21 protein-coding genes are annotated in these 21,991 nt (G+C 58.3%); 17 read left to right on the forward strand and 4 right to left on the reverse strand.

The window, feature by feature from the left end; all coding sequences use genetic code 11:
- Positions 1-198 precede the first annotated feature (198 nt).
- The 6 genes from ABEV74_RS00455 to ABEV74_RS00480 all read left to right on the forward strand — a co-directional run bounded on the left by ABEV74_RS00455 (position 199) and on the right by ABEV74_RS00480 (position 5,418).
- Positions 199-2,124 (forward strand): sensor domain-containing diguanylate cyclase, encoded by a 1,926-nt coding sequence (locus ABEV74_RS00455; RefSeq protein ID WP_430142733.1) that lies wholly within the window; start codon positions 199-201, stop codon positions 2,122-2,124.
- A 64-nt stretch (positions 2,125-2,188) separates the two neighbouring features.
- Positions 2,189-2,971, forward strand: coding sequence for a hypothetical protein (locus ABEV74_RS00460; protein WP_430142735.1), 783 nt, complete (start codon positions 2,189-2,191; stop codon positions 2,969-2,971).
- A 73-nt stretch (positions 2,972-3,044) separates the two neighbouring features.
- Positions 3,045-4,160 carry an aminopeptidase gene (locus tag ABEV74_RS00465; RefSeq protein WP_062492477.1) on the forward strand — a complete coding sequence of 372 codons (1,116 nt, stop codon included), beginning with the start codon at positions 3,045-3,047 and terminating at the stop codon, positions 4,158-4,160.
- An 84-nt stretch (positions 4,161-4,244) separates the two neighbouring features.
- Positions 4,245-4,487: an HPr family phosphocarrier protein gene (locus ABEV74_RS00470; RefSeq protein WP_062492478.1), complete on the forward strand. Its 243-nt coding sequence runs from the start codon at positions 4,245-4,247 to the stop codon at positions 4,485-4,487.
- Between the two features lie 137 nt (positions 4,488-4,624).
- Positions 4,625-4,915, forward strand: coding sequence for an Fpa/YlaN family protein (locus tag ABEV74_RS00475; protein ID WP_062492479.1), 291 nt, complete (start codon positions 4,625-4,627; stop codon positions 4,913-4,915).
- A 119-nt stretch (positions 4,916-5,034) separates the two neighbouring features.
- Entirely contained in the window at positions 5,035-5,418 is a 384-nt protein-coding gene (locus tag ABEV74_RS00480; protein WP_430142738.1) for an Asp23/Gls24 family envelope stress response protein, read from the forward strand.
- A 49-nt stretch (positions 5,419-5,467) separates the two neighbouring features.
- Here ABEV74_RS00480 and ftsW read toward each other — a convergent pair whose 3' ends face one another.
- Positions 5,468-6,637, reverse strand: coding sequence for a putative lipid II flippase FtsW (ftsW, locus tag ABEV74_RS00485; protein WP_430142740.1), 1,170 nt, complete (start codon positions 6,635-6,637; stop codon positions 5,468-5,470).
- A gap of 13 nt (positions 6,638-6,650) precedes the next feature.
- Entirely contained in the window at positions 6,651-6,995 is a 345-nt protein-coding gene (locus ABEV74_RS00490; protein WP_062492482.1) for a YugN family protein, read from the reverse strand.
- A 236-nt stretch (positions 6,996-7,231) separates the two neighbouring features.
- On the opposite strand from ABEV74_RS00490, the gene ABEV74_RS00495 reads away from it, so the two are divergent.
- The 9 genes from ABEV74_RS00495 (at position 7,232) to ABEV74_RS00535 (ending at position 16,993) form a co-directional block, all read left to right on the forward strand.
- Positions 7,232-8,419, forward strand: a complete 1,188-nt coding sequence (locus tag ABEV74_RS00495; RefSeq protein WP_062492483.1) for an amidohydrolase — start codon at positions 7,232-7,234, stop codon at positions 8,417-8,419.
- Positions 8,420-8,495: 76 nt separating this feature from the next.
- Complete coding sequence (locus ABEV74_RS00500; protein ID WP_062492484.1) at positions 8,496-8,936, forward strand: CBS domain-containing protein; 441 nt, start codon at positions 8,496-8,498, stop codon at positions 8,934-8,936.
- Positions 8,937-9,028: 92 nt separating this feature from the next.
- On the forward strand, positions 9,029-9,754 hold the full coding sequence (locus ABEV74_RS00505) for a thermonuclease family protein (RefSeq protein WP_062492485.1): 726 nt from the start codon (positions 9,029-9,031) through the stop codon (positions 9,752-9,754).
- A gap of 126 nt (positions 9,755-9,880) precedes the next feature.
- A complete protein-coding gene (locus tag ABEV74_RS00510; RefSeq protein WP_430142743.1) occupies positions 9,881-11,608 on the forward strand; it encodes a DNA repair helicase XPB in 1,728 nt (575 codons plus the stop codon).
- The gene (locus tag ABEV74_RS00515) at positions 11,605-13,692 is read left to right on the forward strand and encodes a helicase-associated domain-containing protein (protein WP_430142745.1); all 2,088 of its coding nucleotides are present in this window, start codon (positions 11,605-11,607) and stop codon (positions 13,690-13,692) included. The genes ABEV74_RS00510 and ABEV74_RS00515 overlap by 4 nt, the downstream gene beginning before the upstream one ends.
- A 75-nt stretch (positions 13,693-13,767) precedes the next feature.
- Complete coding sequence (locus tag ABEV74_RS00520) at positions 13,768-14,250, forward strand: YlbF/YmcA family competence regulator (RefSeq protein WP_430142746.1); 483 nt, start codon at positions 13,768-13,770, stop codon at positions 14,248-14,250.
- Between the two features lie 79 nt (positions 14,251-14,329).
- On the forward strand, positions 14,330-14,593 hold the full coding sequence (locus ABEV74_RS00525) for a YlbG family protein (RefSeq protein ID WP_062492489.1): 264 nt from the start codon (positions 14,330-14,332) through the stop codon (positions 14,591-14,593).
- 161 nt (positions 14,594-14,754) lie between these two features.
- Positions 14,755-16,092 (forward strand): IS1380 family transposase, encoded by a 1,338-nt coding sequence (locus ABEV74_RS00530; RefSeq protein ID WP_430142748.1) that lies wholly within the window; start codon positions 14,755-14,757, stop codon positions 16,090-16,092.
- A 463-nt stretch (positions 16,093-16,555) separates the two neighbouring features.
- Complete coding sequence (locus tag ABEV74_RS00535) at positions 16,556-16,993, forward strand: hypothetical protein (RefSeq protein ID WP_213528404.1); 438 nt, start codon at positions 16,556-16,558, stop codon at positions 16,991-16,993.
- 265 nt (positions 16,994-17,258) lie between these two features.
- Here ABEV74_RS00535 and ABEV74_RS00540 read toward each other — a convergent pair whose 3' ends face one another.
- The gene (locus ABEV74_RS00540) at positions 17,259-18,185 is read right to left on the reverse strand and encodes a DMT family transporter (protein WP_430142750.1); all 927 of its coding nucleotides are present in this window, start codon (positions 18,183-18,185) and stop codon (positions 17,259-17,261) included.
- 188 nt (positions 18,186-18,373) lie between these two features.
- Here ABEV74_RS00540 and ABEV74_RS00545 point away from each other — a divergent pair, with 188 nt between their 5' ends.
- Positions 18,374-19,285 (forward strand): selenium metabolism-associated LysR family transcriptional regulator, encoded by a 912-nt coding sequence (locus tag ABEV74_RS00545; protein ID WP_213528398.1) that lies wholly within the window; start codon positions 18,374-18,376, stop codon positions 19,283-19,285.
- Complete coding sequence (locus ABEV74_RS00550; RefSeq protein WP_430142752.1) at positions 19,276-20,127, forward strand: PHP domain-containing protein; 852 nt, start codon at positions 19,276-19,278, stop codon at positions 20,125-20,127. The genes ABEV74_RS00545 and ABEV74_RS00550 overlap by 10 nt, the downstream gene beginning before the upstream one ends.
- 64 nt (positions 20,128-20,191) lie before the next feature.
- Here the strand turns inward: ABEV74_RS00550 and ABEV74_RS00555 are convergent, their stop codons facing one another.
- On the reverse strand, positions 20,192-21,943 hold the full coding sequence (locus ABEV74_RS00555) for an Rqc2 family fibronectin-binding protein (RefSeq protein WP_430142754.1): 1,752 nt from the start codon (positions 21,941-21,943) through the stop codon (positions 20,192-20,194).
- Positions 21,944-21,991: the final 48 nt, after the last annotated feature.

The raw sequence follows: 21,991 nt of genomic DNA on the forward strand, positions 1-21,991 counted from the left end.
TATCCTTCGGTAACATTTTTATATGAGTTGACACGGATTGGCGTTGCAAATTCCGATGCGCAAAATAACAGGACCATAGACGCTTATTCTCCTTTCTAAAATATATCTAAAGACCTATGGAAAATCCGGAAAAGTAGTGCAAAACCGTTTGGATTCAAGTATCATAAAGAAGCCAATTCATTTCGGGATGCTCACACCTTGACGAGAAAGAGTTGGAAGGACCGGGTGCTGCGTATGAGCGAACTCATGATGAACGAGGGGGAATCGAAACGGCATATGGAGATTCCCGATGACGCCATTTTCGATCTTCCGTCCGTTCTGGCCGCGACATTCGCCGAATGGCTGGAGGAAATCGGGGGATTGCTGCATGCGGGGAAAAGCGCGTCGCTGCTGCTGCTGAATGCCGATGGGGAGGCCGCAGCGGATGCCGGGGACGGACGCCGGCCGTACGGGGAACAGCTGTCCAGGCTGGCGGTCGATGCGTGCCGCGAAGGGACGTTCCGCTCGAATACGGCCGACGGTTTCTATATGACGGCCGTGCCGCTATGGACCCGTGCTCGTCCTTCCCGTCCGTATGCGGCCGTGGCCGGCGCCTGGCCGGAAGCCATGAAGCCCGAGGAAGCCGTTTTGCAAGCCGCCGCGCTTCATCTTGCAAGCAGCATCAAAGCCGCGCTGGAGCGGGAGAAGGCGCAAGAGGCATACAGGCAGAAGCGCCGGGCGGACCGGGAGGCGCATCAGAAGGAAGCGCTGATTCTTGCTGCGAACCGTTTGTACAATTGCGACGACGTCGAATCGGTCCTGACGGAAATGCTGCAAAGTCTGGAGCGGTTTTATCCGGAATCGTCCATTTGCCTGTTTTTGTCCCAGGATCATTTGAACGGCGATGCCCGGGTTCGGCCTCTCGCATTCGGCGGCCAGGGGTCCGACGTGGTGACGGACGCTTTCCTGAACGGCAGGCCGGTTGTCCGCGTGGAAGAGCAGGCTGTCATGGCGCTGCCGATGGCAGGCAAGCAGGCGGTTTACGGCGTTCTCCGTCTCTCCATGGATGCGCGGCAATGGCGTGATTCGTATCTGTCGACCGCGCGATGGCTTGCCGACACCGCAGGCACGGCGTTCGAAAACGCCAAGCTGCTGGAGCAATCCGACCGGCTGATCAAGGAGCTGAGGCTCATCAACGAACTGACGAAACGGCTGAACGGCTCGCTCAGTCTGAATGAAATATTCCAATATGCGACCGACGAGCTGCTTGCGATATTCAACGCCGATTATTGCTCGGTATTGCAATTGGATCCGGCAAGCCGCCGTTTTCAAGTCGTATCATGCAATTTTCCGGTTGCCGACGAGGAGGATTACTCCACGGACTATGGTTTTTGCGGGATCATATACAACAACAAGGAACCGCTCATCCTGTCCGATTACTGGCAAAATCCGCTTGTGGAATCCAAACTGATGGAGATGACCGGATCGCGCTCCCTGATCGCTTCGCCAATTTTGGCCGAAGGCCGTGTTGTCGGAGTCATTCTCATTACCCACCGCAGTCCGAACTACTTCTCTTACGACAACTACAAGCTGCTGCAAGTACTGTCAACCCATATCGGTTTGGCGATGACAAACGCCTCGCTGCATGCCGAAGTCCGCCGCATGGTCATTACCGACAATTTGACCGGTTTGCACGCCCGCCACTTTTTGAACGAACAAATCCAGCTCCGACAGCGATTCGAGTCATGCGGCTCGCTGCTCTTGATCGATATCGACTACTTCAAAACGATTAACGATACCCACGGCCATCTGATCGGCGACCGGATACTGGTCCAGGTCAGCGAAATTATCCGAACTTCCATACGTCCTGACGATATCGCCGCGCGTTGGGGAGGAGAAGAATTGGCCGTCTATTTCCCTGAAGCTCGCGCGGAGGAGGCGTACCGCATAGCCGAACGGATCCGGGCCCGCGTCGAAAGCGAGACCGCTCCGCGCGTAACGATATCATGCGGTTTGGCGGAGTGGACGCGCGTCAGCGGCAAGATCACCGTCGAATCGCTGTTCTATCAGGCCGATATGGCACTGTACGAAAGCAAAAACAAAGGCCGGAACAGCATCTGTATCGGAGGATGCGCCTCCGAATAATTGTTTGCCGCTCTTGGGACGATAAGGGAAAAAGGGCGGCTCGCGCCCGCAAGGGGGCTGCATCATGAAGAAACGAGCGCGATGGACGGCCTGTCTTATTCCGCTGCTGCTACTGACCTCCTGCTCGTTCTACAAGTCGGAGCGGTCTGCCGAAGAGCTGCTGGCGCTGGCCGTATCCGGGTTGTCGGGCGTCGACCGCTATACGTTCGACGGCGAGACGACGCTGCTGCTGGCGGACGGCCGCTCCGCGAGGACCGCGAAATTCGAAGGCGAAATTCGGAACCATCGCAATTTGTCCGTGCACGTGCAAGGGGCGCAAGACGTTCAAACGGGGCAATGGATGCAAATCGACCGCAAAGGCCCCGATCGCTGGATCGCCCGCGACGGTATGAAGGAAGCGGAGGAAGGCGCCGATTGGAACGCAGTGCAGACGCTCGAGCGGCTTGTCGGCGCCCCCAAAAACGTTGCCTATTTGCCGCGCAGGCCTGAGAACCGCGCCTGGATCGTGAAAGCCGATCTGGAAGCGGCACATGCTACCCGGGATTGGAAGCGGCGGTTGGAACGGGAATTTGAGTCGGCCGTGCAAGCGGCCCAGACGTCGATCGCGAAATTGCCGGTCAGCCGGAACGACGATTTCAGGCGTGAGTGGAACGCCGAAATCGCGATGTCCCGTAAGGAGCTTGAGCGCATGATGAAAGGGCTGAACGTGCAGTCTACCTATATTGTTGCGATTGACCGCAGGCGCATGCTACCTCTTGAAATTACGGAGTTGACCACTCTCCAGTACGAGAGAGACGGGCAGACATGCCGGGAAAGCCGGACGACGAACGTCACATTCGGTTTATAACCGGCTGGCGGTATGCCGCCCTCCGTGTTACGATGGTGACGCTAGCCATTTTACGAAGCAAGAGGTGAATATGATGCGGGATTCTCGTTTGCAAAAGCTGGCGGCCAATCTGGTCGGCTATTCGATCGACGTGCAGCCTGGCGACAACGTGCTGATCGACATGATCGGCGCCGAGCGCGAGCTGGCCAAATGTCTCGTGGAAGAAGTGGCGAGACGCGGCGGCAGACCGTTCGTCGAATTGAGCGACCGTTCGGTGCTGCGCACGCTGCTTCTGCATGCGACGAAGGAACAGCTCGAGTTGTGGGCCGAACGCGATCTTCGGCGCATGAAAGAGATGAACGGCTATATCGCTGTCCGCTCGGGCGGAAATATTAACGAGCTGGCGGATGTGCCGGAAGACAAGATGCGGATGTACGAGCAAATTTATCAAAGGCCTGTTCATCTGGAGCAGCGGGTCAAGCATACGAAATGGGTCGTCTTGCGTTATCCGAACGAATCGATGGCGCAGCTGGCGAAAATGAGCACCGAAGCGTTCGAAGATTTTTACTTTAACGTATGCAATCTGGACTACTCCCGGATGGACAAGGCGATGGAGCCGCTGCGCGAGCTGATGGAGCGGACCGACCAGGTTCGTATCGTCGGACCGGGAACGGACCTGCGTTTCTCCATTCGCGGCATCGGCGCCAAAAAATGTTCCGGCCAGCGCAACATTCCGGACGGCGAAGTATTTACCGCTCCGGTCCGCGATTCCGTGGAGGGAACGATCACCTACAATACATCGAGCGTTTACTCGGGCGTGACGTTCGACCAAATCGCATTCACGTTTGAGCAGGGCAAAATCGTCAAGGCGACCAGCAATAACACGAAGCGGCTGAACGAAATTCTCGATGCGGACGAAGGGGCGCGCTATATCGGGGAATTCAGCCTCGGCTTCAATCCGTACATTCTTCACCCGATGAACGATACGCTGTTCGATGAGAAGATCGCCGGAAGTCTGCATTTTACACCGGGTCAGGCTTACGAGGAGACGGATAACGGAAACCGTTCGTCCATACACTGGGATCTCGTGCTTATTCAGCGCGAAGAATACGGCGGCGGGGAAATTTATTTTGACGGCCGGCTTATCCGCAAGGACGGACGCTTCGTCGTACCGGAGCTTGAAGGGTTAAATCCGGAAAACCTGAAATAGACAAGCCTTTTGCTCTTGAACGGAGCCAATGTTCGGGTTATTATGAGGAAGGAAAGACTTACTAACCCAAATGGAGGGATTTCCATGTCCAACAATACGGCAATTGTCGAAATTTCCCAAACCGCAAGCCGTTTTCGCTCTTCCATCGTTCTTCAAGCCGAGAACAAATATATCGATGTCAAAAGCATCCTCGGGCTGTTCACGACATTGATCAGCGGACATGCCTATGATTTGCACGTTCACGGTCCGGACGCCGAAGAAGCCAAGAAAGCGATGGCCGACGTATTCGCCAAGCATAATCTGCACGTCAACATTATTTCCGACTGACCGAAACCCGGACGGCAATCGCGCAAACATTTGCTCGAATTGCGGCCGGCTTCCGTTTTGTCCTTGTGTATTGCGTTCTTTTCGTCTAATATAAAGGGTATAGAAGACGGCGAGGATCGCGCACAGGGGGGGATACGATGTCTTCATCGGATGTCATGATCCATTTGCATCACAAAGCGCTGCAGCTGCTTGAAGAGGACGCGGACAAAATCGAAAAGCTCATTGAGGTTCAAATGGAGAACCTGACGACGCGTCAATGCCCGTTGTACGAGGAAGTGCTGGACACGCAGATGTACGGATTTTCTCGTCAGGTCGATTTTGCGGTGCGGGCGGGACTTGTTCCGCAACCCGTCGGCAAGGAAATTGTCAGCAGACTTGAACGCAACTTGGCGCAGCTGTACGAAGCGCTGAACAATAGAAGCGAGTAACTCTCGTTAGGGAGTTGCTCTTTTTTTGCGTCGTCCCCGTCGGCGAAAACCGGGCTCCTTGCTTTGCGCCTGTCGTATCCATTACAATGGAATCATATGGTGAATGAGGAGTGAACGATATGACCGAAGGCTTCGATACGGGTGTTATTCGCATATCCGACGACGTTGTGGCAACCATCGCCGGTCTTGCCGCACTGGAAACCCCGGGCATCGCCGCCATGTCCGGAGGCATCTCTGAAGGACTTGCCAAGCGGCTGAGCGGCAAAAATGTACAGCGAGGCGTTTCGGTCGAGGTCGGCCAGCTTGAAGCGGCCATCGATCTGCGGATCATCGTCCACTACGGCATCCCGATTCAGGAGGTCTGCCGCCAGCTTCAGCGCAACGTGAAGGAAGCGGTAGAAAATATGACGGGATTGAATGTGGTGGAAGTGAACGTAAAGGTTGAGGGCGTCGCGTTCAAGGAGGACGAACAGTCGCCGGAAGAGCCGCATCGAGTGAAATAACAACCGAAACGGAAGGGGTACCGGCCCGATGACGACGGCCGGTACCCCTTTATTTGCGGCCGGAGTCGCGCATCCGCTCCTGCCGGTTGTATTCGCGCGAAATGCTGAGCAGAATGCCGACGCTCATCAGCGTAAAAAGCAGCGACGAGCCGCCGTAGCTGATAAACGGCAACGTAACGCCCGTTATCGGGATCGTGCCGGTTACGCCGCCGATATTGATCACCGCTTGCATGCCGATCAGACCGATAATGCCGACGCCGACGATCGTACCGTATATATCGGGACAGCGCAGGGCGATCAGAAGTCCGCGCCAAAGGAAAAACAAGTAGAACAGGAGGAACAGCGTACTGCCGATAAATCCGAATTCCTCGGCGATAATCGCAAATATGAAGTCGTTGTACGGATAAGGCAGATAATGCAGCTTCTGTACGCTCTCTCCGAACCCTGCGCCGGTCAGACCGCCGTGGCCGAGCGCCTGCAGCGACCGGACGAGATGGAAGCCGGAACCGAGCTCGTCGGCCAATGGGTCCATGTAGGAGGTGATCCGGTCAAACCGGTACGTCCATCCGCCGGGATCGGCCATAATCCATATGGCGAACAAGACAGCCAAAACGACCAGCATGATGAGGCCGGTTGCGGCTACTTGCTTCAGGTTGGCGCCGCCGGCCAGTATCATGATCGAAGCGCAGGCGGCAAGCACCAGGCAGGACCCGAGATCGGGCTGCAGCATAATAAGGCCGCAGAAAAAAGAGACGATGATGATGACGGGCAGCAGCCCTTTTTTGAAATCCCGGAATTTCTCTCCCTTCTTCGCTATAAGCGCGCCCAAATAGAGAATGAGCGCCAGCTTGGCCGGCTCGGTCGGCTGTATGCCCAGACCGCCGACGCCGAACCAGCTTGTGGCGCCGTTCCTTTCCTCTCCGATGAAAGGAACGAGCACGAGCATCAGAAGTACCGGGATAAGAAACAGCACATGCAGCTTCTTGAACCTTTTATAAGGAATATTCATCAGAAAAAGCATCGACGCGATGCCCAGTGCCGCCCATATCAGCTGCCGCTTCGTAAAATACAACGCATCGTATCCGAATTTGTCCGACGCGATCGCAATGCTGGAACTGGAGCTGAAAACCATCACGAGCCCGAATCCGACCAGAACGAGCGTCATAATAAGTAGCAGAAAATCCGGCCTGCCCCGGACTTTCTTCTGCGGCGCATTCATCGGAAAATCCCCGTCAGGCAAGAAGCTTCTTCAGTTCTTGCAACCGCTGTGTCGCAATATTCAAAATCGCTTGCGGAACGGGCGATTCGTACTCCAGACCGTGGGGGAACGTTGCCCGGCCGATGTAGACGGCCTCGATGGTCAGAATGGCATCCGGCGATTCCAGCTTGCCCTCGACAACCCGCGTATTGATACGGAGATAATACGTGTTGCCGCTCGCGCGGTCTTCAAGCTTCAGATCGTATGTAGCTCTGTAATATTCCCATTGCCCCCGATAAAAGCCGAGCTTGTCCATCGATTCGTCCAGATGGGCAAAATCGCTCGTCATCCCGTTCAAGCCTGTATTTTCAATAATCATGGAAGCTCCTCCTTCGACTTGTCTTGCAAATGTTCATTGGTCTTTTCTCATGATAGTATGTTTCCCCGGCGTACGCAAGCCTTACTCCGGATCGCGGACGGGATTCGAACTTGACATGGCGGCGGCAGGATGCGGGCCGGCTTTCGGCGTCGCGGCGGCGAAAGACTTTCGCCGGCACCGCGAAATCTGGTAAAATACGAACATGAAGTCAAGGGGAGCAGGGAGGAGAAGCATTCATGACGGAGAACGAAGCGCGGACCGAACGGCTGAAAGAGCTTTATCCCCGGATGGTCGAGTGGCGGAGGTATTTGCATCGTCATCCCGAGCTGTCCTTTCAGGAAGAGCGTACCTCGGCGTGGATCGCCGGGAAATTGCGGGAAATGGGCTGCGAAGTGCGCGAAGGCGTCGGCGGTCATGGCGTCGTGGCCGTCATTCGGGGCGGCCAGCCGGGACCGAATGTCGCACTCCGGGCGGATATCGACGCGCTGGCCATTCAGGACGAGAAAACATGCGATTATGCGTCGACCGTTCCGGGAGTTATGCATGCTTGCGGGCATGACGCCCATACGGCGACGATGCTTGGCATCGCATCGCTGTACCGGTCTATCGCTCCTTCGCTGAAAGGCGAACGTCGCTTGTTGTTTCAACCTGCCGAAGAAATTTGTCCGGGCGGCGCAATCCGGATGATCGAAGAAGGGGCGATCGATCGGATCGACGCGATTTACGGCGTTCATCTGTGGACGCCGCTGCCTTACGGAACGGTCGCCACAAGAAGCGGCCCCTTCATGGCGGCGACGGACGAATTTACGATCCGTCTGACGGGCAAAGGCGGCCATGGCGGGCTGCCGCATAATGCGATCGACACGGTGGTGGCCGGCGCCGCGCTCGTTCAGGCGCTGCAAACGATCGTAAGCCGCAACGTCGATCCGCTGTCGCCGGCGGTCGTCACGATCGGTTCGTTCCAGGCGGGAGCTTCGGGCAACGTCATCGCCGAGCAATGCGTGATGAAAGGGACGATCCGCTCCTTCGACGAACGGACGCGCCAGCTTGCCAGGAAGCGGTTCAAGGAAATCGTCGCTGCCGCCCCGGCCGTATACGGCGCGAGCGCCGAGTTGGAATTCCGGGAAGGCTATCCGGCGCTTGTCAATGACGACGGCGAAGCCGGGCGATTTTTCCGCGTTGCGGCCGGCCTGTTCGGCGAAGAGGCGGTCAAGGAATCCGAACCGGTCATGGCGGCGGAAGATTTTGCCTATTACGTCCAACGAACGAAGGGCTGCTTCATGTTCGTCGGCGCGGGCAATCCGGAATGCGGCGCCATTTATCCGCATCATCACCCGCGTTTTGACATCGACGAGCGCGCCATGCTGCGCGCGGCGGAGCTGATGACGGCCATGGCGGAGAATTTCGTTGCGGAAAGCGCATGATATTGGCGCGTTTCGGCCATCCTAATTCTCGGATAATCGGCGTATCAGGCCGTAAACGAGAAGGAGGCAGCGCATCATGAGAACCGTTCGAGATATTATGTCCACCGATTGCGTCACGGCTACCCGGCAGGACAACATTTATGAGCTGGCGGTATTGATGAAGAAGCATGATATCGGTTTTGTGCCTATCGTCGAGGGCAAGAAGCTGATCGGCGTCGTAACCGACCGGGATTTGGTCGTGCGCGGTTATGCCGAGAAGCATTCCGGCTCCACTGCGGTTTCCGAGGTGATGACGACGGACGTCATGACGATCGAGCCGTCGTTATCGGTCGACGAAGCGGCCAAAATTATGGCGTCCAATCAGGTTCGCCGTTTGCCGGTCGTCGAAAACGGCGATCTGGTGGGTGTCGTGGCCATCGGCGATTTGGCCGTACGGGAAATTTTTGTGAACGAAGCCGGCGAAGCGCTCAGCGGCATCTCCGAGCACGAACACCGCAATCCGGCTTCCGCGCATTGAACGAGCGAGCTTAGGATAAACCTGACAGGCGCTCCGGGGTCGATCGGCTGCCGGCGCGCCTTTTTTATGTTTGTTATCGAGGGGAAACGAAAATGAAGAAATGGCGAAACGTATTGGTATTGGCGGTATTGTCGATATTGTCAATTTTGGCTTTGGGCGGATGCGGCGTTTCGGACAGCGCTTCATCCGACGAGTTCGTAAAGGAAGTTTACCGCGCCTATCCGGAACTGAAAGGCTCGGCGTATGAAACCGGAACCGTAAAACGGGTCGTCGACGGCGATACGTTCGTGCTTCGGTCGGATGACCGGGTCCGCATGATCGGCATCGATACGCCGGAGTCGACGGGCGGCAAGGTGGAGCGGTACGGCAAGGAAGCGGCGGCGAAAAGCCGGAGCATGCTGGAAGGGAAGAAGGTGTACCTGTTCCGGGATGCGGGAAATACCGACCGCTACGGGCGGCTGCTCCGTTACGTGTTTGTCGAAGGCGACGCGGCGATGGTGAACGAGCGTCTTGTGGCGGAAGGCTATGCCCATATGATGACCGTACCGCCGAACGTGATGCTGGCGGACCGGTTCAAGGAGGCGGAACGGTCGGCGAGAAACGGCAACCGCGGGCTATGGGGAAGCGGAACGGCGGAACCGGACGCATCGGTGTCCGGAACTTGCGAAAATCCGCGGATCAAAGGCAATATCAATTCCCGCGGCGATAAAATTTATCATATGCCGGACGGACGGCATTACGAACAGACGAAGGCCGAAATGATGTTCTGCACGGAAGAGGAAGCGGTCGCGGCGGGCTTCAGGAAAGCCAAAAACTGAATCGAAAAGCCGCCGCTGCGCCCGGCTTTTCGCCCGGCTCGTCTATGCAGCCGAAAGCAGCGGCCCCGCGCCATAGTCGCATAAAACGGCAGTCGATGCTCCATACTGACAGGAAAAGGCATCCAAATGCGAAAGGAGATTGGAGCTGTGCTGCGCAAAAAGGACGGGCCGCTGATCGTACAGTCCGATTTCTCCGTGCTGCTCGACGATTCGCATCCGCTTGCGGAAGAAGCGAGAGAGAAGCTTGCAGGCTTCGCGGAGCTGATCAAGCGGCCGGGGGTTATGCATACTTACCGGATAACGCCGCTGTCGATATGGAACGCCGCCGCGTCGGGCACGACGGCGGAGGAAATGGTCGGAACGCTGACCGCTTACGGCCGTTACGGCTTGCCGCGTCAGATCGAGGAAGCGGTGCGCCGGCTGGCGGATCGTTACGGCCGCCTTGTGCTGCGGCGGAACGGAGACGGGACGCTGCTGCTCGAAGGACCGGAGGAGCTGTTCCGGGAGCTGGCCGAATCGCCGGAATGGGCCGGCCGGCTTGACGGCAGAACGGCCGCCGGCTGGACCGTCCCGCCCGAACAGCGCGGCGCGATCAAGCGGGAGTTGGTGCGGGCCGGTTATCCCGTCGTCGATCTGGCCGGTTATCATGCCGGCGAATCGCTCGCGGTCGCCCTCCGGCAGGGTGACGGCGGTTTCGCTTTGCGGGACTACCAGGCACGGGCGCTCGACTTGTTTTATCGCGATCAGGATAACAGCGGCGGAAGCGGGGTTATCGTCCTGCCGTGCGGATCGGGAAAAACTGTCATCGGGGTCGGCGCGATAGCCCGGCTGCGCAGCGCGACGCTCATCCTGACGTCGAATGCGACATCGGTCCGGCAGTGGAAGCGCGAACTGCTGGACAAAACGACGCTGACCGACGGGGATATCGGCGAATATTGCGGAGCGCGCAGAGAAGTGCGGCCGGTTACGATCGCCACCTATCAGATGATGACCCAGCGCAAAGGAAAAGGGAACGAGTTCCCGCATATGCAGCTGTTTCGCCAGCGGGACTGGGGGCTGATCGTTTACGACGAGGTCCATCTGCTGCCGGCCCCCGTCTTTCGGATGACGGCGGAAATTCAGGCGACGCGGCGGCTCGGACTGACCGCCACCCTTATTCGCGAGGACGGCTGCGCCGAAGACGTGTTTTCGCTGATCGGACCGAAACTATTCGAGATGCCGTGGAAAATGCTCGAGTCCAAAGGCTGGATCGCATCGGTCAGATGCTGTGAAATCCGGCTGCCGCTGCCGGAAGCCGAGCGTCCCCGCTATTATGCCGCCGATGCGCGCACGAAGGTCCGGCTCGCAGGCGAAAACGCCGGCAAGCTGCCGATCGTGGAGGAGCTGCTGCGGCGGCATGCCGGGCAGCCGGCGCTCGTCATCGGCCAGTATCTGGATCAGCTGCACCGGCTTGGCGCGAAGCTGAACGCGCCGGTACTGACCGGCGAAGTGCGGCAGGAGGAGCGGGAACGGCTGTACGAGGCGTTCAAGCGCGGCGAAATCCCGGTGCTGGTCGTCTCCAAGGTGGCTAATTTCGCCGTCGACTTGCCCGATGCGGCGGTTGCGATCCAGGTGTCGGGCAGCTTCGGCTCCCGCCAGGAGGAGGCGCAGCGGATCGGGCGCATTCTCCGCCCGAAAACCGGAGGCAATGCGGCGTGGTTCTACACGCTCGTAACCGCCCAGTCGAAGGAGACGGAATTTGCCGCCAAGCGTCAGCTGTTCATGCTGGAGCAAGGGTACCGCTACGAGCTTGTCCGCCTGGCGGAAGGAAGCGGCGAGCCGATGGGGGCATTCAAGGAGGCGGGAGGACGATGAAAATTAACGAGCTCGAACAGCGGCTGTCCGCGCGCGACCGGGAATTATTCGCGGATTCGGCGTTATGGTCGTCGGTGCCGCCGGAGCGTCGGCGCTGGCCGTCGCTCGTCGCGAGTCCTTCCGCCGCCAAGGCGGCGCTTCAGCGCATGTCGGACGAGGCGAAGGCGGTGCTGCGCACGGCGGTTTGCCGTTTCGGCGCCGGGGCCGCCGACGAGGAGCGGCTCATTCAGGCGGCTGCGGAAGCGGCCGGTCTTGCCGGTTCCGAGGCAAGGCTCGGCGCTCTCGAGCTGTACGGCGCGGGCATCCTGTTCGCCGTGCGCAAAGCCTGGGGCGACCGGATGGCATTCCTGCCGGCGGATATATACGGCGTCTGGCTGCGGTCGCTTTATCCGTGCCGCCTCGTCCCTCTTGATGCGGATGCGGAACGGCAGGCCCTTCCCGTGGCCGGGAAGTCCGGGAGCGACGTGCCGCTGAGCCGCCGGCTGCTCGAAGCCTGGGCGGCGATGTTTCGCAGCGGAGCGGGGCTTACGGCAAAGTCGGCCCTTCCCCGGCGCACGGCGGCGGCGATCGAGGAGAAGCTCGCCGTCGCAGCGGATGATCTGGCGGCGCTCGGCTTGAAGCCGAGCGGCAGCGTCGTCCATTCGCTGCCGGCGGCGCTTGCGCTCGATATCGGCTTCCGTCTCGGGATGATCGGATTCGCGCCGGAAGCCGGATGTTTCGAATGGCGCGACGAGGCGGCGAACGAATGGTTCGCCCTCGGCCACACCGAGCGGGAGAAGCGGTTGATCGGCTTGTGCGCCGTCCATTACGCCCGCAATGCCGCGCCGCTCTCGCAATCCGCCGCTTTGCTGGAAGCGCTGCAGCCTTTCAGATGGTACCGCGTGTCCGATATACATGCCCGCCTGTCGGAGCTGGCGGCGCCGTTAGCGGACCGGACCGAAGCGGCTTCCGCCATCGGGGGCGCGCTGGACGGCTGGCTTAACGCCCTTTCCGCCTTCGGCTGGATGGAACGCGGCTGCGACGGGACGGGCGAACCGCTTGTCCGCTGGCTGTGGGAGCCGCCCGGCGCCCGCGACGCGGCCGAAGACGGAGCCGTAGGAGATGCCGCCGCCGATTCGTGCGTCGGATTCGGAGAGGGGGACGCGGAGGAACCGCTCTATATCCAGCCCGACGGGGATTTGCTCGCCGGTCCGCTGGTCGGCTATGCCGTTCGCTGGGAGCTGGAGCAGATTGCCGATAAAGTGTCGGACGAGCTGGTGAACGTGTACCGGCTAAGCGCCAAGTCGATCGGCCGCGCCCGCGAAGAGGGGCGAACGGAAGACGGCATCCGCCGTTTTCTGGAGCGCGCCTCCGGCTGTCCGCTGCCGCCGGCGGTCGACGCCGCGCTGGCCGAATGGGCGATGCGGGCGGGGCGCGTCGCTATCGCCGAAGCGGTGCTGCTGCGCTGCGATACGGCGGATATTGCCGACGCGCTGGAGCGCGACCCGGCGCTGGCGCCGCTTTTTATCGAGCGTATCGGTCCGCTTCATTTTGCCGTGGACAGGGAAGAGCTTGCGGCTATACGCAAACGGCTGGAATCGCTCGGCTTTCCGTTGTCGTCTCGGATGACGGCGCTAGGCGGCGATGCGGGCGGCGACAAGCAGCGGGTGAAAGACGCGGGCGGGCGAAGCGGCGCCGCGCTTCCGGCGCAGATGCGGAACGGGGAAGGCGGGGACGGATTCGGCGGATTTATCGAGGAGCCGCGCCGGTTGCAGCTGTACGAGCTGGCCGTTGAGCACCCGCAGCCGCACGAGTGGTTTCCCCAGCTGGATAAAACGCCGGCGATGTGGCTTCGCCAAATGCGCGCGTATCACCCTTCCACCCGCCGGGAAATGGTGGAGCGGGCGCTCTTGTGGCAGACGCCGCTCAAACTGCGAACGGAAGCGGGCGCCTTCGCTTTCATCCCCGGATCGCTTGAAGGGACCGGGGGAACGAACTGGGCGGTTACCGGCACATTGCGGGGAACGGAAAACTGTTCCAAAGTGCGGCTGACGCCCGAAATGTGGAACGAAATGATGTTGATCGTGCCGGGTGTCTCCCCATAGCCGCAAACTCTCTATCGCAGCCGGCGTTCCATGTGATATGATAGGAAGTGCAAGGCGACAGGAAGGGGTGAGGGCATGGCAAACGCAGAACGGCTTCCGGAATATGCGGTATCCGCAACAGATCATGTCGGCGAGCCGCTGGATATGGCGGCCGTGCTGCTTCGTGCATACGAGCTTGGTGATTTGATCAACAGTTCGGCCGAAGTTGCCGAATATCTATATTGGAAGTCTGTCGTAGAAATGGATGAGGAAGTGCGGCGGCAATCCGCCGAATTTGCCCGTTTGAAGGAAAAATTTGCGGACTGCGAAAGGTTCGGGCGTTTTCATCCTGACTACCATGAGGCGAAAGACGCGCTCAAGGCCGCGGAGCGGGCGCTGGACGCGCTCGAGCCGGTTCGCCGGTTCAAGCAGGCTGAAAAGGCGGTCGATGAATTGCTGTACGACGTCGCCGTGTTGCTTGCCCGGGCCGTGTCGGATTCGGTCAAAGTGCCGGGCAACGACAAGATCGGGCTGGGCTGCGGCAGCGGCTTTCTTCGCAAACGTTTTATCCGATGCTGACGAGCGGCTTCGCTTCGCAAAATTTTAAGCGTTTGCTTACGAAGCGACTTTGCTGCGCAAAGTTTTAGGAGGATGCAAAATGATTGCCGAACGGACGGGATATATCGTATGGGTGACCGACCTGAAGGCGGCAAGAGCGCTGGACAAATACGGAACTGTCCATTATATGTCGAGAAAGATGCATTACGTCGTCATGTATATGAACGCCGATCGGTCGGAAGAAACGATCCGCAACATTCAAAGGCTTCCTTACGTCAAAAAAATCGAGCGCTCTTACCGTAATGAAATCAAGACGGAGTATACGCAGAACGTCCCGGATAAAACCCGCTTTTACAGCTTGTAGTTGCGGAACAAGACTTCCGCCGTTGCCCGGTCGGAAGTCTTTTTACCTGAATCCGTGATGATTCGTCCTTGAAAAATTGAGAAAACAAAAGGAAATCGCAGTTCGATGGAGAATTGGTAAGGTATTCCGACGATTTCAACTTTTCACCATCGAGGTGCGCCATGAAGATTCGATTTGTCCAAACAAAAGAACTCATCTTAACCACTCATGCGGGGCTTGCTACCGTTGGTGCCTTGCTTGCTCATACAAAGCTAACAAAACGGCTGGATCATTCGGTCATCAAAGAATTCGAGAGTCCCTACCATACCCATGCTGACGTCATGAAAAGTTATATCGGTTTGCTCTGTCAAGGAAAAAGTGACTTCGACCACATCGAACCCTTTCGTCAAGATGACGTTTTTCCCATTTGCCTTCAGTTGCGTAAGGTGCCGTCCAGCCCCACGTTGCGTCAACGGTTGGATGCCGCCGCTGCCGCTAAACAAGCGAACTGGAACAGCATCTTGCTGGAAGAATCGGCCGATCTGCTGCGGAACATCAACGTTCCTTTAACGGCTGTAACAGCAGGAAACGAGCAATACTTGCCCCTGGACATCGACGTATCCCCGTTCGACAATTCCGGTACGAAGAAGGAAGGTGTTTCCCGCACCTACAAAGGCGTGGATGGGTACGCACCGATCTTTGCCTACCTGGGCCAAGAAGGTTACGGCGTCAACGTGGAGCTGCGGGAAGGCAGCGTGCATTGCCAAAAGGGAACCGATTCGTTCTTGGAACAAAGCATACACTATGCCCGGCGGATTACGGACCGAAAGCTGCTCGTCCGCATGGATGCGGGCAATGACAGTCTGGACAATTTGCGTGTCTGCCATCGGAATCCAGGAACCGACTACATCATCAAGGTCAACCTTCGCAAATCGCCTAAAGAGATGTGGTTAAACATCGCTGAAACGAAAGGGATCGCGTGTGAGCAGCGTGAAGGAAAAATCGAATACGTCGGCGCGATTGAATTTCAAGAAAAAGGGTTCGACCAACCGCTGCGTCAAGTGTTTCATGTGATCAAACGAACCATGTCTCGTGACGGACAATTGTTCCTCATGCCGGATATTGAAGTGCACGTGTATTGGACATCGCTTCGCTGTGCACCGTGGCGCGTGATCGAATTGTATCGCGACCATGGAACAAGCGAGCAATTTCACAGCGAGATTAAGACCGACCTGGATCTGGAGCGTCTGCCCGCCGGTAAATTCGCGACCAACGATCTGGTGTTGCATACGGGGCTGTTCGCCTATAATCTGCTGCGCATCATGGGACAAGAAAGTCTTCGTGAGGACGATGCGCCAATCCGGGGCAATGTGAAGCGCCGCCGGATTCGGACTGTGATCCAAAACATCGTCTATATGGCGGCGCGTTACGTCCGCCATGCGCGGAACATCTGCTTGAATTTTGGCAGCAACAGCCCATGGTTCCGCACCGCCCGCCGGTTGTATCTGGCGTTTGCCTAACCGGCTAAGAAGAACGGACCACAATCGGATTCTCTCATATCCCCCCTGTAAAAGGCGAGGGTTATTTGATGTCCCTAAAAAACGGGTTAGCCTGCACCGAATGCATACTGAAATGAGGGATCCAGGTTCTTACGATGCACTTTTTGCAAAATGAATCATTAAATCCGTTTTTAGACGCGGTCATCAGTACAAATTCACGGATTCAGGTTTTTACATAAAAGCGGTCGGACATGCCCGGCTCGGGGGAACGCGATGCGTCGAGCGCACGAAGTCGCGCGGTTCCTATGCCTTTCGAGATGCAGCGGCGCATGTCAAAAATGAAAGCGCGTTAAACGCGCTTTGACGGGCGCAACATGTGCGGGCGGTTACGGTTTTTCGTTGAAATATCTGTTAAAAATGATACAATGGACTTATCATCGTGAGTGGAACCAAAGACCTGCTTCCAGGGGAGGAGTGGATCGGGATGAAGGACAAAGTGACGGAAAGATGGAATACTTATGAGTCGTTTCATATCCTGCTGGGCGACAAAAAAGTAGCGGATGTCATTATCACGAACCACGCCAAAATCCGCTGGGCTGACCGGGTCGAACATAAAAAAACCGGGTATGAAGACATCGCCGGCTTTATATGGCAATGTTTGAAGCAGGGCCGGATCACGCCATATTACCGCAACGAGGAAGACGTATATTTGATTGACGAAGATCTTGTCTTTGTTGCGGAATTTTCCGAGCTGGAGGGCGAAACGGACATTGCCGGCAATCCGCTGCACAAGATGATCGTCGTTACGTTTCTGGGACGAATGTCGGAAACGATCGAACTGAGAGACCTCAAATCCTATTACTCCTGGCTTCGTCATTCCAGAAGGATGACGCTGATCAAAAACAGCCGGAAGCGCAAATAACCCGGCAAGCCGACATCCATCCCGTTTTGCAGTCCGAATGCGAGATCCTTGTCCTGCTGGAAGAGGCCGAGAACGCTAATTCGATTTCCGTAAAGCGGTTTCTTTCGAACCGCATACTTCATGACGCCTTGATAACCCCGCAACCGTCCGGTATTGTTCCGGGCGGTTTGTTTTTTTCGGTTCAACGGCAGCGAACGATTCGATGCTTGTCTTCGCCGAGACGATCGAACCGTTCGTCGTTTTGGAAATAAGCGGCTCCGCGCCGTTACAAGGCTTTACGTCCCGGCGTGCCGGTCAGGCCGTCAGCCGAAACGGACCGGCCGGCCGTTCTGTTGACCAAATAGATGCTGAGCACGATCATGACGATACCGACCAGCAGCAAGGCATGGAACGGCTCGTGCAGGAAAAGCGTGCTCGCGATGACCGAGATGAGCGGCGTGAGAAACGTGCTGGTCGCCACTTTGCTCGCTTCGCCCGAACGGACCAGTATGAAATAAATGACCCAGGCGGTCGGAACGCCCAGAATGACTCCGAACAGCAGGCCGGACAAATAATACCCGTTCCAGACGATAGACGTCCACGATTCGGCACAGGAACCGATAGCGGTCAGGATGGCGCCTCCGGTCATGCTCTGGATGGAGACGAGCCACAGCGGATCGGCTTTCCCGCCGTCTTTCTTTAAATATACGGCGCCGAACGCCCAGCAGACGGCTGTGAGCAGAGCCAGAACGATGCCCGTCGCTGACAGGTTGTCGCTCAGGCCGTCGGCGCTGATGACGGCGACGCCGGCAAATCCGAGCAGCAACCCGGCGATTTTCGGCAACGACATCGCTTCTCCGAGCCACAGCCAGGCAAGCAGGCCGACCAGCACAGGCTGCAAATAGACGAGAACGGAAAACAGGCCGCCCGGCAAATAGGTCAGGCCGATCGTTTGCAGTCCGAAAAACAGCAGCACGTTGAACAGCGCGGATATCGAATAAATTTTCGCATTTTCTTTCAGCCGGATCTGCTTCCGGCGCGGCAGGGCGACCAGCGCCAGCATGAGTCCTCCGAGAAATGTCCGCATTCCGGCGAACAGAACCGGCGGCGTATAGTTCAGGGCGATTTTGTAGATCGGCCAGGACACTCCCCAGATGAGAACAAGAGCGGCAATCAAAACGGCCGTATACAATCGCGAATGCTGTTTCACCATCTACCCTTCTTTCTGTCGGTTGTCGGAGCGGCAGGCGCGTAACTTTCATTATCTTCCGAATGCAAGCCGCAAGCAACACGGATATGAGCCGGTAATGATGCAAAAATGGCGGCCCGCGCAAGCCGGATATCGGTTTTGCAGCCGTATTCGTTGTATAATGGGGATACGAAAGGACGGGGTTATCGCGAATGGCACTTAATTTTCATCAACTTCATATTTTTTACACCGTGGCCGAAAAGGGCAGCTTCTCCGCGGCCGCGCAAGCGCTGCATATGACCCAGCCGGCGGTGACGATGCAGGTGCAATCACTCGAGGATTACTTCGGCACGAAGCTGCTGCGGCGCTCGACCAAGCGGATCGAGCTGACGGAAGCGGGGCGCGCGCTCATGCCGTACGCCAAGCGCAGCATCGACCTGATCCGGGAGACGGACGCCAGCATGTCGAAGTTTACGCGTCAGCTGAAAGGACGTCTGCAGCTGGGAGCCAGCCTGACGATCGGCGAATACATTTTGCCGCGGCTGCTCGGACCGTTCGGTCAGGAGTATCCGCATATTTCCATCAGCATGAAGGTGATGAACACCGCGCAAATTATGGAGGAAATTTTGAACCATCAATTGAATTTCGGGTTGATCGAAGCGCCGGTGAACCATCCCGACATGCATATGGAGGCTGTGCTGAGCGACGAGCTGAAACTGATCGTGGCCAATTCCCATCCGTTCGCCCGGCGGGAGAGCGTGTCGCTGCAGGAGGCGATGGAATGCCCGTTCGTGCTGCGGGAGCAAGGGTCGGGAACGAGGCTTGTCATGGAAGAGCAGTTGATGAAAATGGGGGCGGACCCGTCGGCCATGAAGATCGTCATGGAGCTGGGCAGCACGGGAGCGGTCAAATCGGCGGTCGAAGCCGGGCTCGGCGTATCCTTCGTCTCGGCCTCCTCGGTCAAGCATGAGGTCGCCCTCGGGCTGATCCGGATGGTGCCGATCGAAGGCATTCAGTTCAAGCGGCAGTTTTATTCCATTTACCTGAAATCGGCGCTTCTTCCGATATCGGCGGTTACGTTTCTGACTTTCCTGAGAGAGAGGGATTTGCAGCAATGGCTATGAACCGTGCGGATCTGCATATACACACGACGGCGTCGGACGGGCTTCATGCCCCGGCGGATATCGTGCGGATGGCGAAGGAAGCCGGGCTTGCTGCCATTGCCGTTACCGATCACGATACGATGGCGGGGACGGAAGAGGCGGTGGAGGCCGGCCGCCGTTTCGGCGTCGAAGTCGTGCCGGGCGTCGAAATCAGCACCTCGGCGGAAGGCATCGACGTACATGTGCTCGCCTATTATCCGGACTGGCGCGACGACGAGTGGCTGTCCCGGCTTGCGGGCCTGCGAGTTACGAGGGCCGACCGCAATGCGCGGATGATCGCCAAATTGCGCGGGCTCGGCATCCCGATCACGCTGGAAGAGGTGGAACGTAAGGCCGGCAAGCTTGACGATCCCGAGAAGACGGTCGGCCGTCCCCATATGGCGGAGGTGCTGGTCGACAAAGGGATTGTCGGATCGGTCCGGGAAGCGTTCGACCGCTATCTCGCCGCAGGAGCCGCTGCGTACGTCAATCCGCCGCGCATCCATCCGTTCGAGGCGGTAGACTGGATAAGGGAGGCCGGCGGCACGAGCGTCCTCGCTCATCCCGGATTGTACGGCAATGACGCGCTGGTGGAAGAGATCGTCAAATACGGCGTCCGGGGGATCGAAGTATTCCACTCCGATCACGGCGAAGACGAGGAAAACCGGTACGCGGCGCTTGCGGAGCGGTACGGACTGATCGTCACCGGCGGCTCCGATTTCCACGGCGAGCGGGAAAGCGGGGCGTTCCACGGTCCGATCGGCGGACGAACGGTCGACGCTGCGGTGCTGCGCAAGTTGAATCCGGCGGCAAGAGGCGGCTAGCCCGGACGGCCGAAAGCCCGGGAAACGCCAACCGCCGGCCGGTCGGCCGCCGCTTCGGCCGGCGTCAGGCGCGAATAACGGAAGGAAGCGAGCGGATTCGCTGTTCGTCAGGCGTGACGAACAGCGTTTTTTGATTGTCGTAGATGACGAACCCGGGCTTGGCCCCGTTTGGCTTGCGGACGTGGCGGATCAGCGTATAATCGACCGGCACCCGGCTCGACTCGCGCGCCTGGCTGTAATAGGCGGCGAGCATCGCCGCTTCCTCCAGCGTCGTCTCTCCGAAGCCGTCTCCGCGTATGACGACATGGGAACCGGGTATGTCCTTCGTATGCAGCCACGTATCGCCGGGCGAGGCCAGCCGGTTTGTCAAATATTCGTTCTGCGTATTGTTTTTGCCGACGTAGATCGTCGCGCCCTCCGACGAGGTGTAGCAGAGGAGCGCGGGCCGCGCCGGCTTTTTCCGCTTCGGCCCGCGTTTCCCGCGGTCCCGGATATAGCCTTGCTCCACCAGCTCCTCCCGTATTTCCTCGATATCGGCCAGCGACGCGGTGTCCAGCTGCTGCAGCAATGCGGCCAAATATTCGATTTCCTCGCGCGTCCGCTCGATTTGCCCGGTCACGACCGCAAGGCTGTTGCGGTGCTTCGCATAACGCCGGAAGTAGCGCTGCGCGTTTTCGGAAGGCGTCAGCTGCGGATCGAGCTCGATGACGACGGGGCGCTGCTCCTCGTCGTAATAATTGATCAGCTCGGCCCGGCTGTCTCCCTGCCGGATCTGGTGCATATAGGCGGTGATCAGCTCGCCGATGATCCGGTACTTGTCGGCGTCCTTCGCCTCCTCCAACGTTTCCTGAAGCTTCTCGATCTTCTTCTCGTTTTTGGCCTTCTCGTTCTGGATGAACCGGATCAGGTCCGCCGCGCGCTGCTTGACCGCGTCCCGCTCCGCCTTGTCGCCGTAATAGGCTTCGAGGCATTCGCTGATCGAAGCGTACGTTTCCCGCCTGCCTTCCGCATGCGTCAGCGCAATAGCCGAGAACACGCTTTTGCCGCCCTCCGCATCGACGATGACCGGCTCGTACCGGTGCATCCGGATATCCTCCAGCATGCGGGCGAAAGCCGGCCAGAGCCGCTCCGGGGCCGCCGGCTCGCCCGGCGCGACGCCGGCCCGATGGGCGATTTCGCGGGCGATGAGCGGGCTGAAGCCGCTGAACGCGGCTACGAGCATGCGCTCCGCCGGCATATCGCCGTTCTCGGCCAGGGGCTTGAGGCAAGCGGCGAACGACCGCTCCGAATCCACCGTCAGCGGGTCGGTCTTGCCCTGGTCGGGCGGCGCGATATAGCGGGCGCCGGGAAGGACGACGCGGTAGCTGCTGATCGCAGGCGTGACGTGATGGATGCCGTCGTGGATCGTCCCTGTTGCGGGGTTGAGCAATATGATATTGCTGTGCCGTCCCATCAGCTCGACGACGATCGTCTTGAGCGACAGGTCGCCCAGCTCGTCGCGCTGGCGGATGTTGAAATGAACGATCCGTTCGTTGCCGACTTGCCGGATCGATTCGATCCAGCCGCCTTCGCAGTGCTTGCGCATCAGCATGCAGAACATCGGCGCTTCGAGCGGATTGACGAAGGTTTGGCGCGTCCAGTGCAGACGCGGATATGTCGGATTCGCGGAAATCAGCAATTTGCCGTTTGTGCCGCCGCCGCGAATGTGCAGTACAAGCTCCCGGTCTCCCGGCTGTTGAATTTTATGAATGCGGGCGCCGACGCACGATTGCAGCTCGTGCGTGACGGCGCGGATAACAATACCGTCCAATGCCATCGTATCGGTAATCTCCTTTATCGCGAATCGTGTAATTTCTATCATGCC

The organism is Paenibacillus cisolokensis, from assembly GCF_050481165.1.
GTDB classification, from domain to species: domain Bacteria; phylum Bacillota; class Bacilli; order Paenibacillales; family Paenibacillaceae; genus Paenibacillus_AH; species Paenibacillus_AH cisolokensis.

Coding starts and splice junctions, on each gene's coding strand:
- ftsW (WP_430142740.1), bottom strand. CDS start 6,637: ATGAATGCGCCGCAGAAGAAAGTCCGGGGCAGGCCGGATTTTCTGCTA.
- ABEV74_RS00505 (WP_062492485.1), top strand. CDS start 9,029: ATGAAGAAATGGCGAAACGTATTGGTATTGGCGGTATTGTCGATATTG.
- ABEV74_RS00490 (WP_062492482.1), bottom strand. CDS start 6,995: ATGATTATTGAAAATACAGGCTTGAACGGGATGACGAGCGATTTTGCC.
- ABEV74_RS00540 (WP_430142750.1), bottom strand. CDS start 18,185: ATGGTGAAACAGCATTCGCGATTGTATACGGCCGTTTTGATTGCCGCT.
- ABEV74_RS00535 (WP_213528404.1), top strand. CDS start 16,556: ATGAAGGACAAAGTGACGGAAAGATGGAATACTTATGAGTCGTTTCAT.
- ABEV74_RS00550 (WP_430142752.1), top strand. CDS start 19,276: ATGGCTATGAACCGTGCGGATCTGCATATACACACGACGGCGTCGGAC.
- ABEV74_RS00510 (WP_430142743.1), top strand. CDS start 9,881: ATGCGAAAGGAGATTGGAGCTGTGCTGCGCAAAAAGGACGGGCCGCTG.
- ABEV74_RS00495 (WP_062492483.1), top strand. CDS start 7,232: ATGACGGAGAACGAAGCGCGGACCGAACGGCTGAAAGAGCTTTATCCC.
- ABEV74_RS00520 (WP_430142746.1), top strand. CDS start 13,768: ATGGCAAACGCAGAACGGCTTCCGGAATATGCGGTATCCGCAACAGAT.
- ABEV74_RS00480 (WP_430142738.1), top strand. CDS start 5,035: ATGACCGAAGGCTTCGATACGGGTGTTATTCGCATATCCGACGACGTT.
- ABEV74_RS00500 (WP_062492484.1), top strand. CDS start 8,496: ATGAGAACCGTTCGAGATATTATGTCCACCGATTGCGTCACGGCTACC.
- ABEV74_RS00515 (WP_430142745.1), top strand. CDS start 11,605: ATGAAAATTAACGAGCTCGAACAGCGGCTGTCCGCGCGCGACCGGGAA.
- ABEV74_RS00555 (WP_430142754.1), bottom strand. CDS start 21,943: ATGGCATTGGACGGTATTGTTATCCGCGCCGTCACGCACGAGCTGCAA.
- ABEV74_RS00530 (WP_430142748.1), top strand. CDS start 14,755: ATGAAGATTCGATTTGTCCAAACAAAAGAACTCATCTTAACCACTCAT.
- ABEV74_RS00460 (WP_430142735.1), top strand. CDS start 2,189: ATGAAGAAACGAGCGCGATGGACGGCCTGTCTTATTCCGCTGCTGCTA.
- ABEV74_RS00465 (WP_062492477.1), top strand. CDS start 3,045: ATGCGGGATTCTCGTTTGCAAAAGCTGGCGGCCAATCTGGTCGGCTAT.
- ABEV74_RS00525 (WP_062492489.1), top strand. CDS start 14,330: ATGATTGCCGAACGGACGGGATATATCGTATGGGTGACCGACCTGAAG.
- ABEV74_RS00545 (WP_213528398.1), top strand. CDS start 18,374: ATGGCACTTAATTTTCATCAACTTCATATTTTTTACACCGTGGCCGAA.
- ABEV74_RS00470 (WP_062492478.1), top strand. CDS start 4,245: ATGTCCAACAATACGGCAATTGTCGAAATTTCCCAAACCGCAAGCCGT.
- ABEV74_RS00475 (WP_062492479.1), top strand. CDS start 4,625: ATGTCTTCATCGGATGTCATGATCCATTTGCATCACAAAGCGCTGCAG.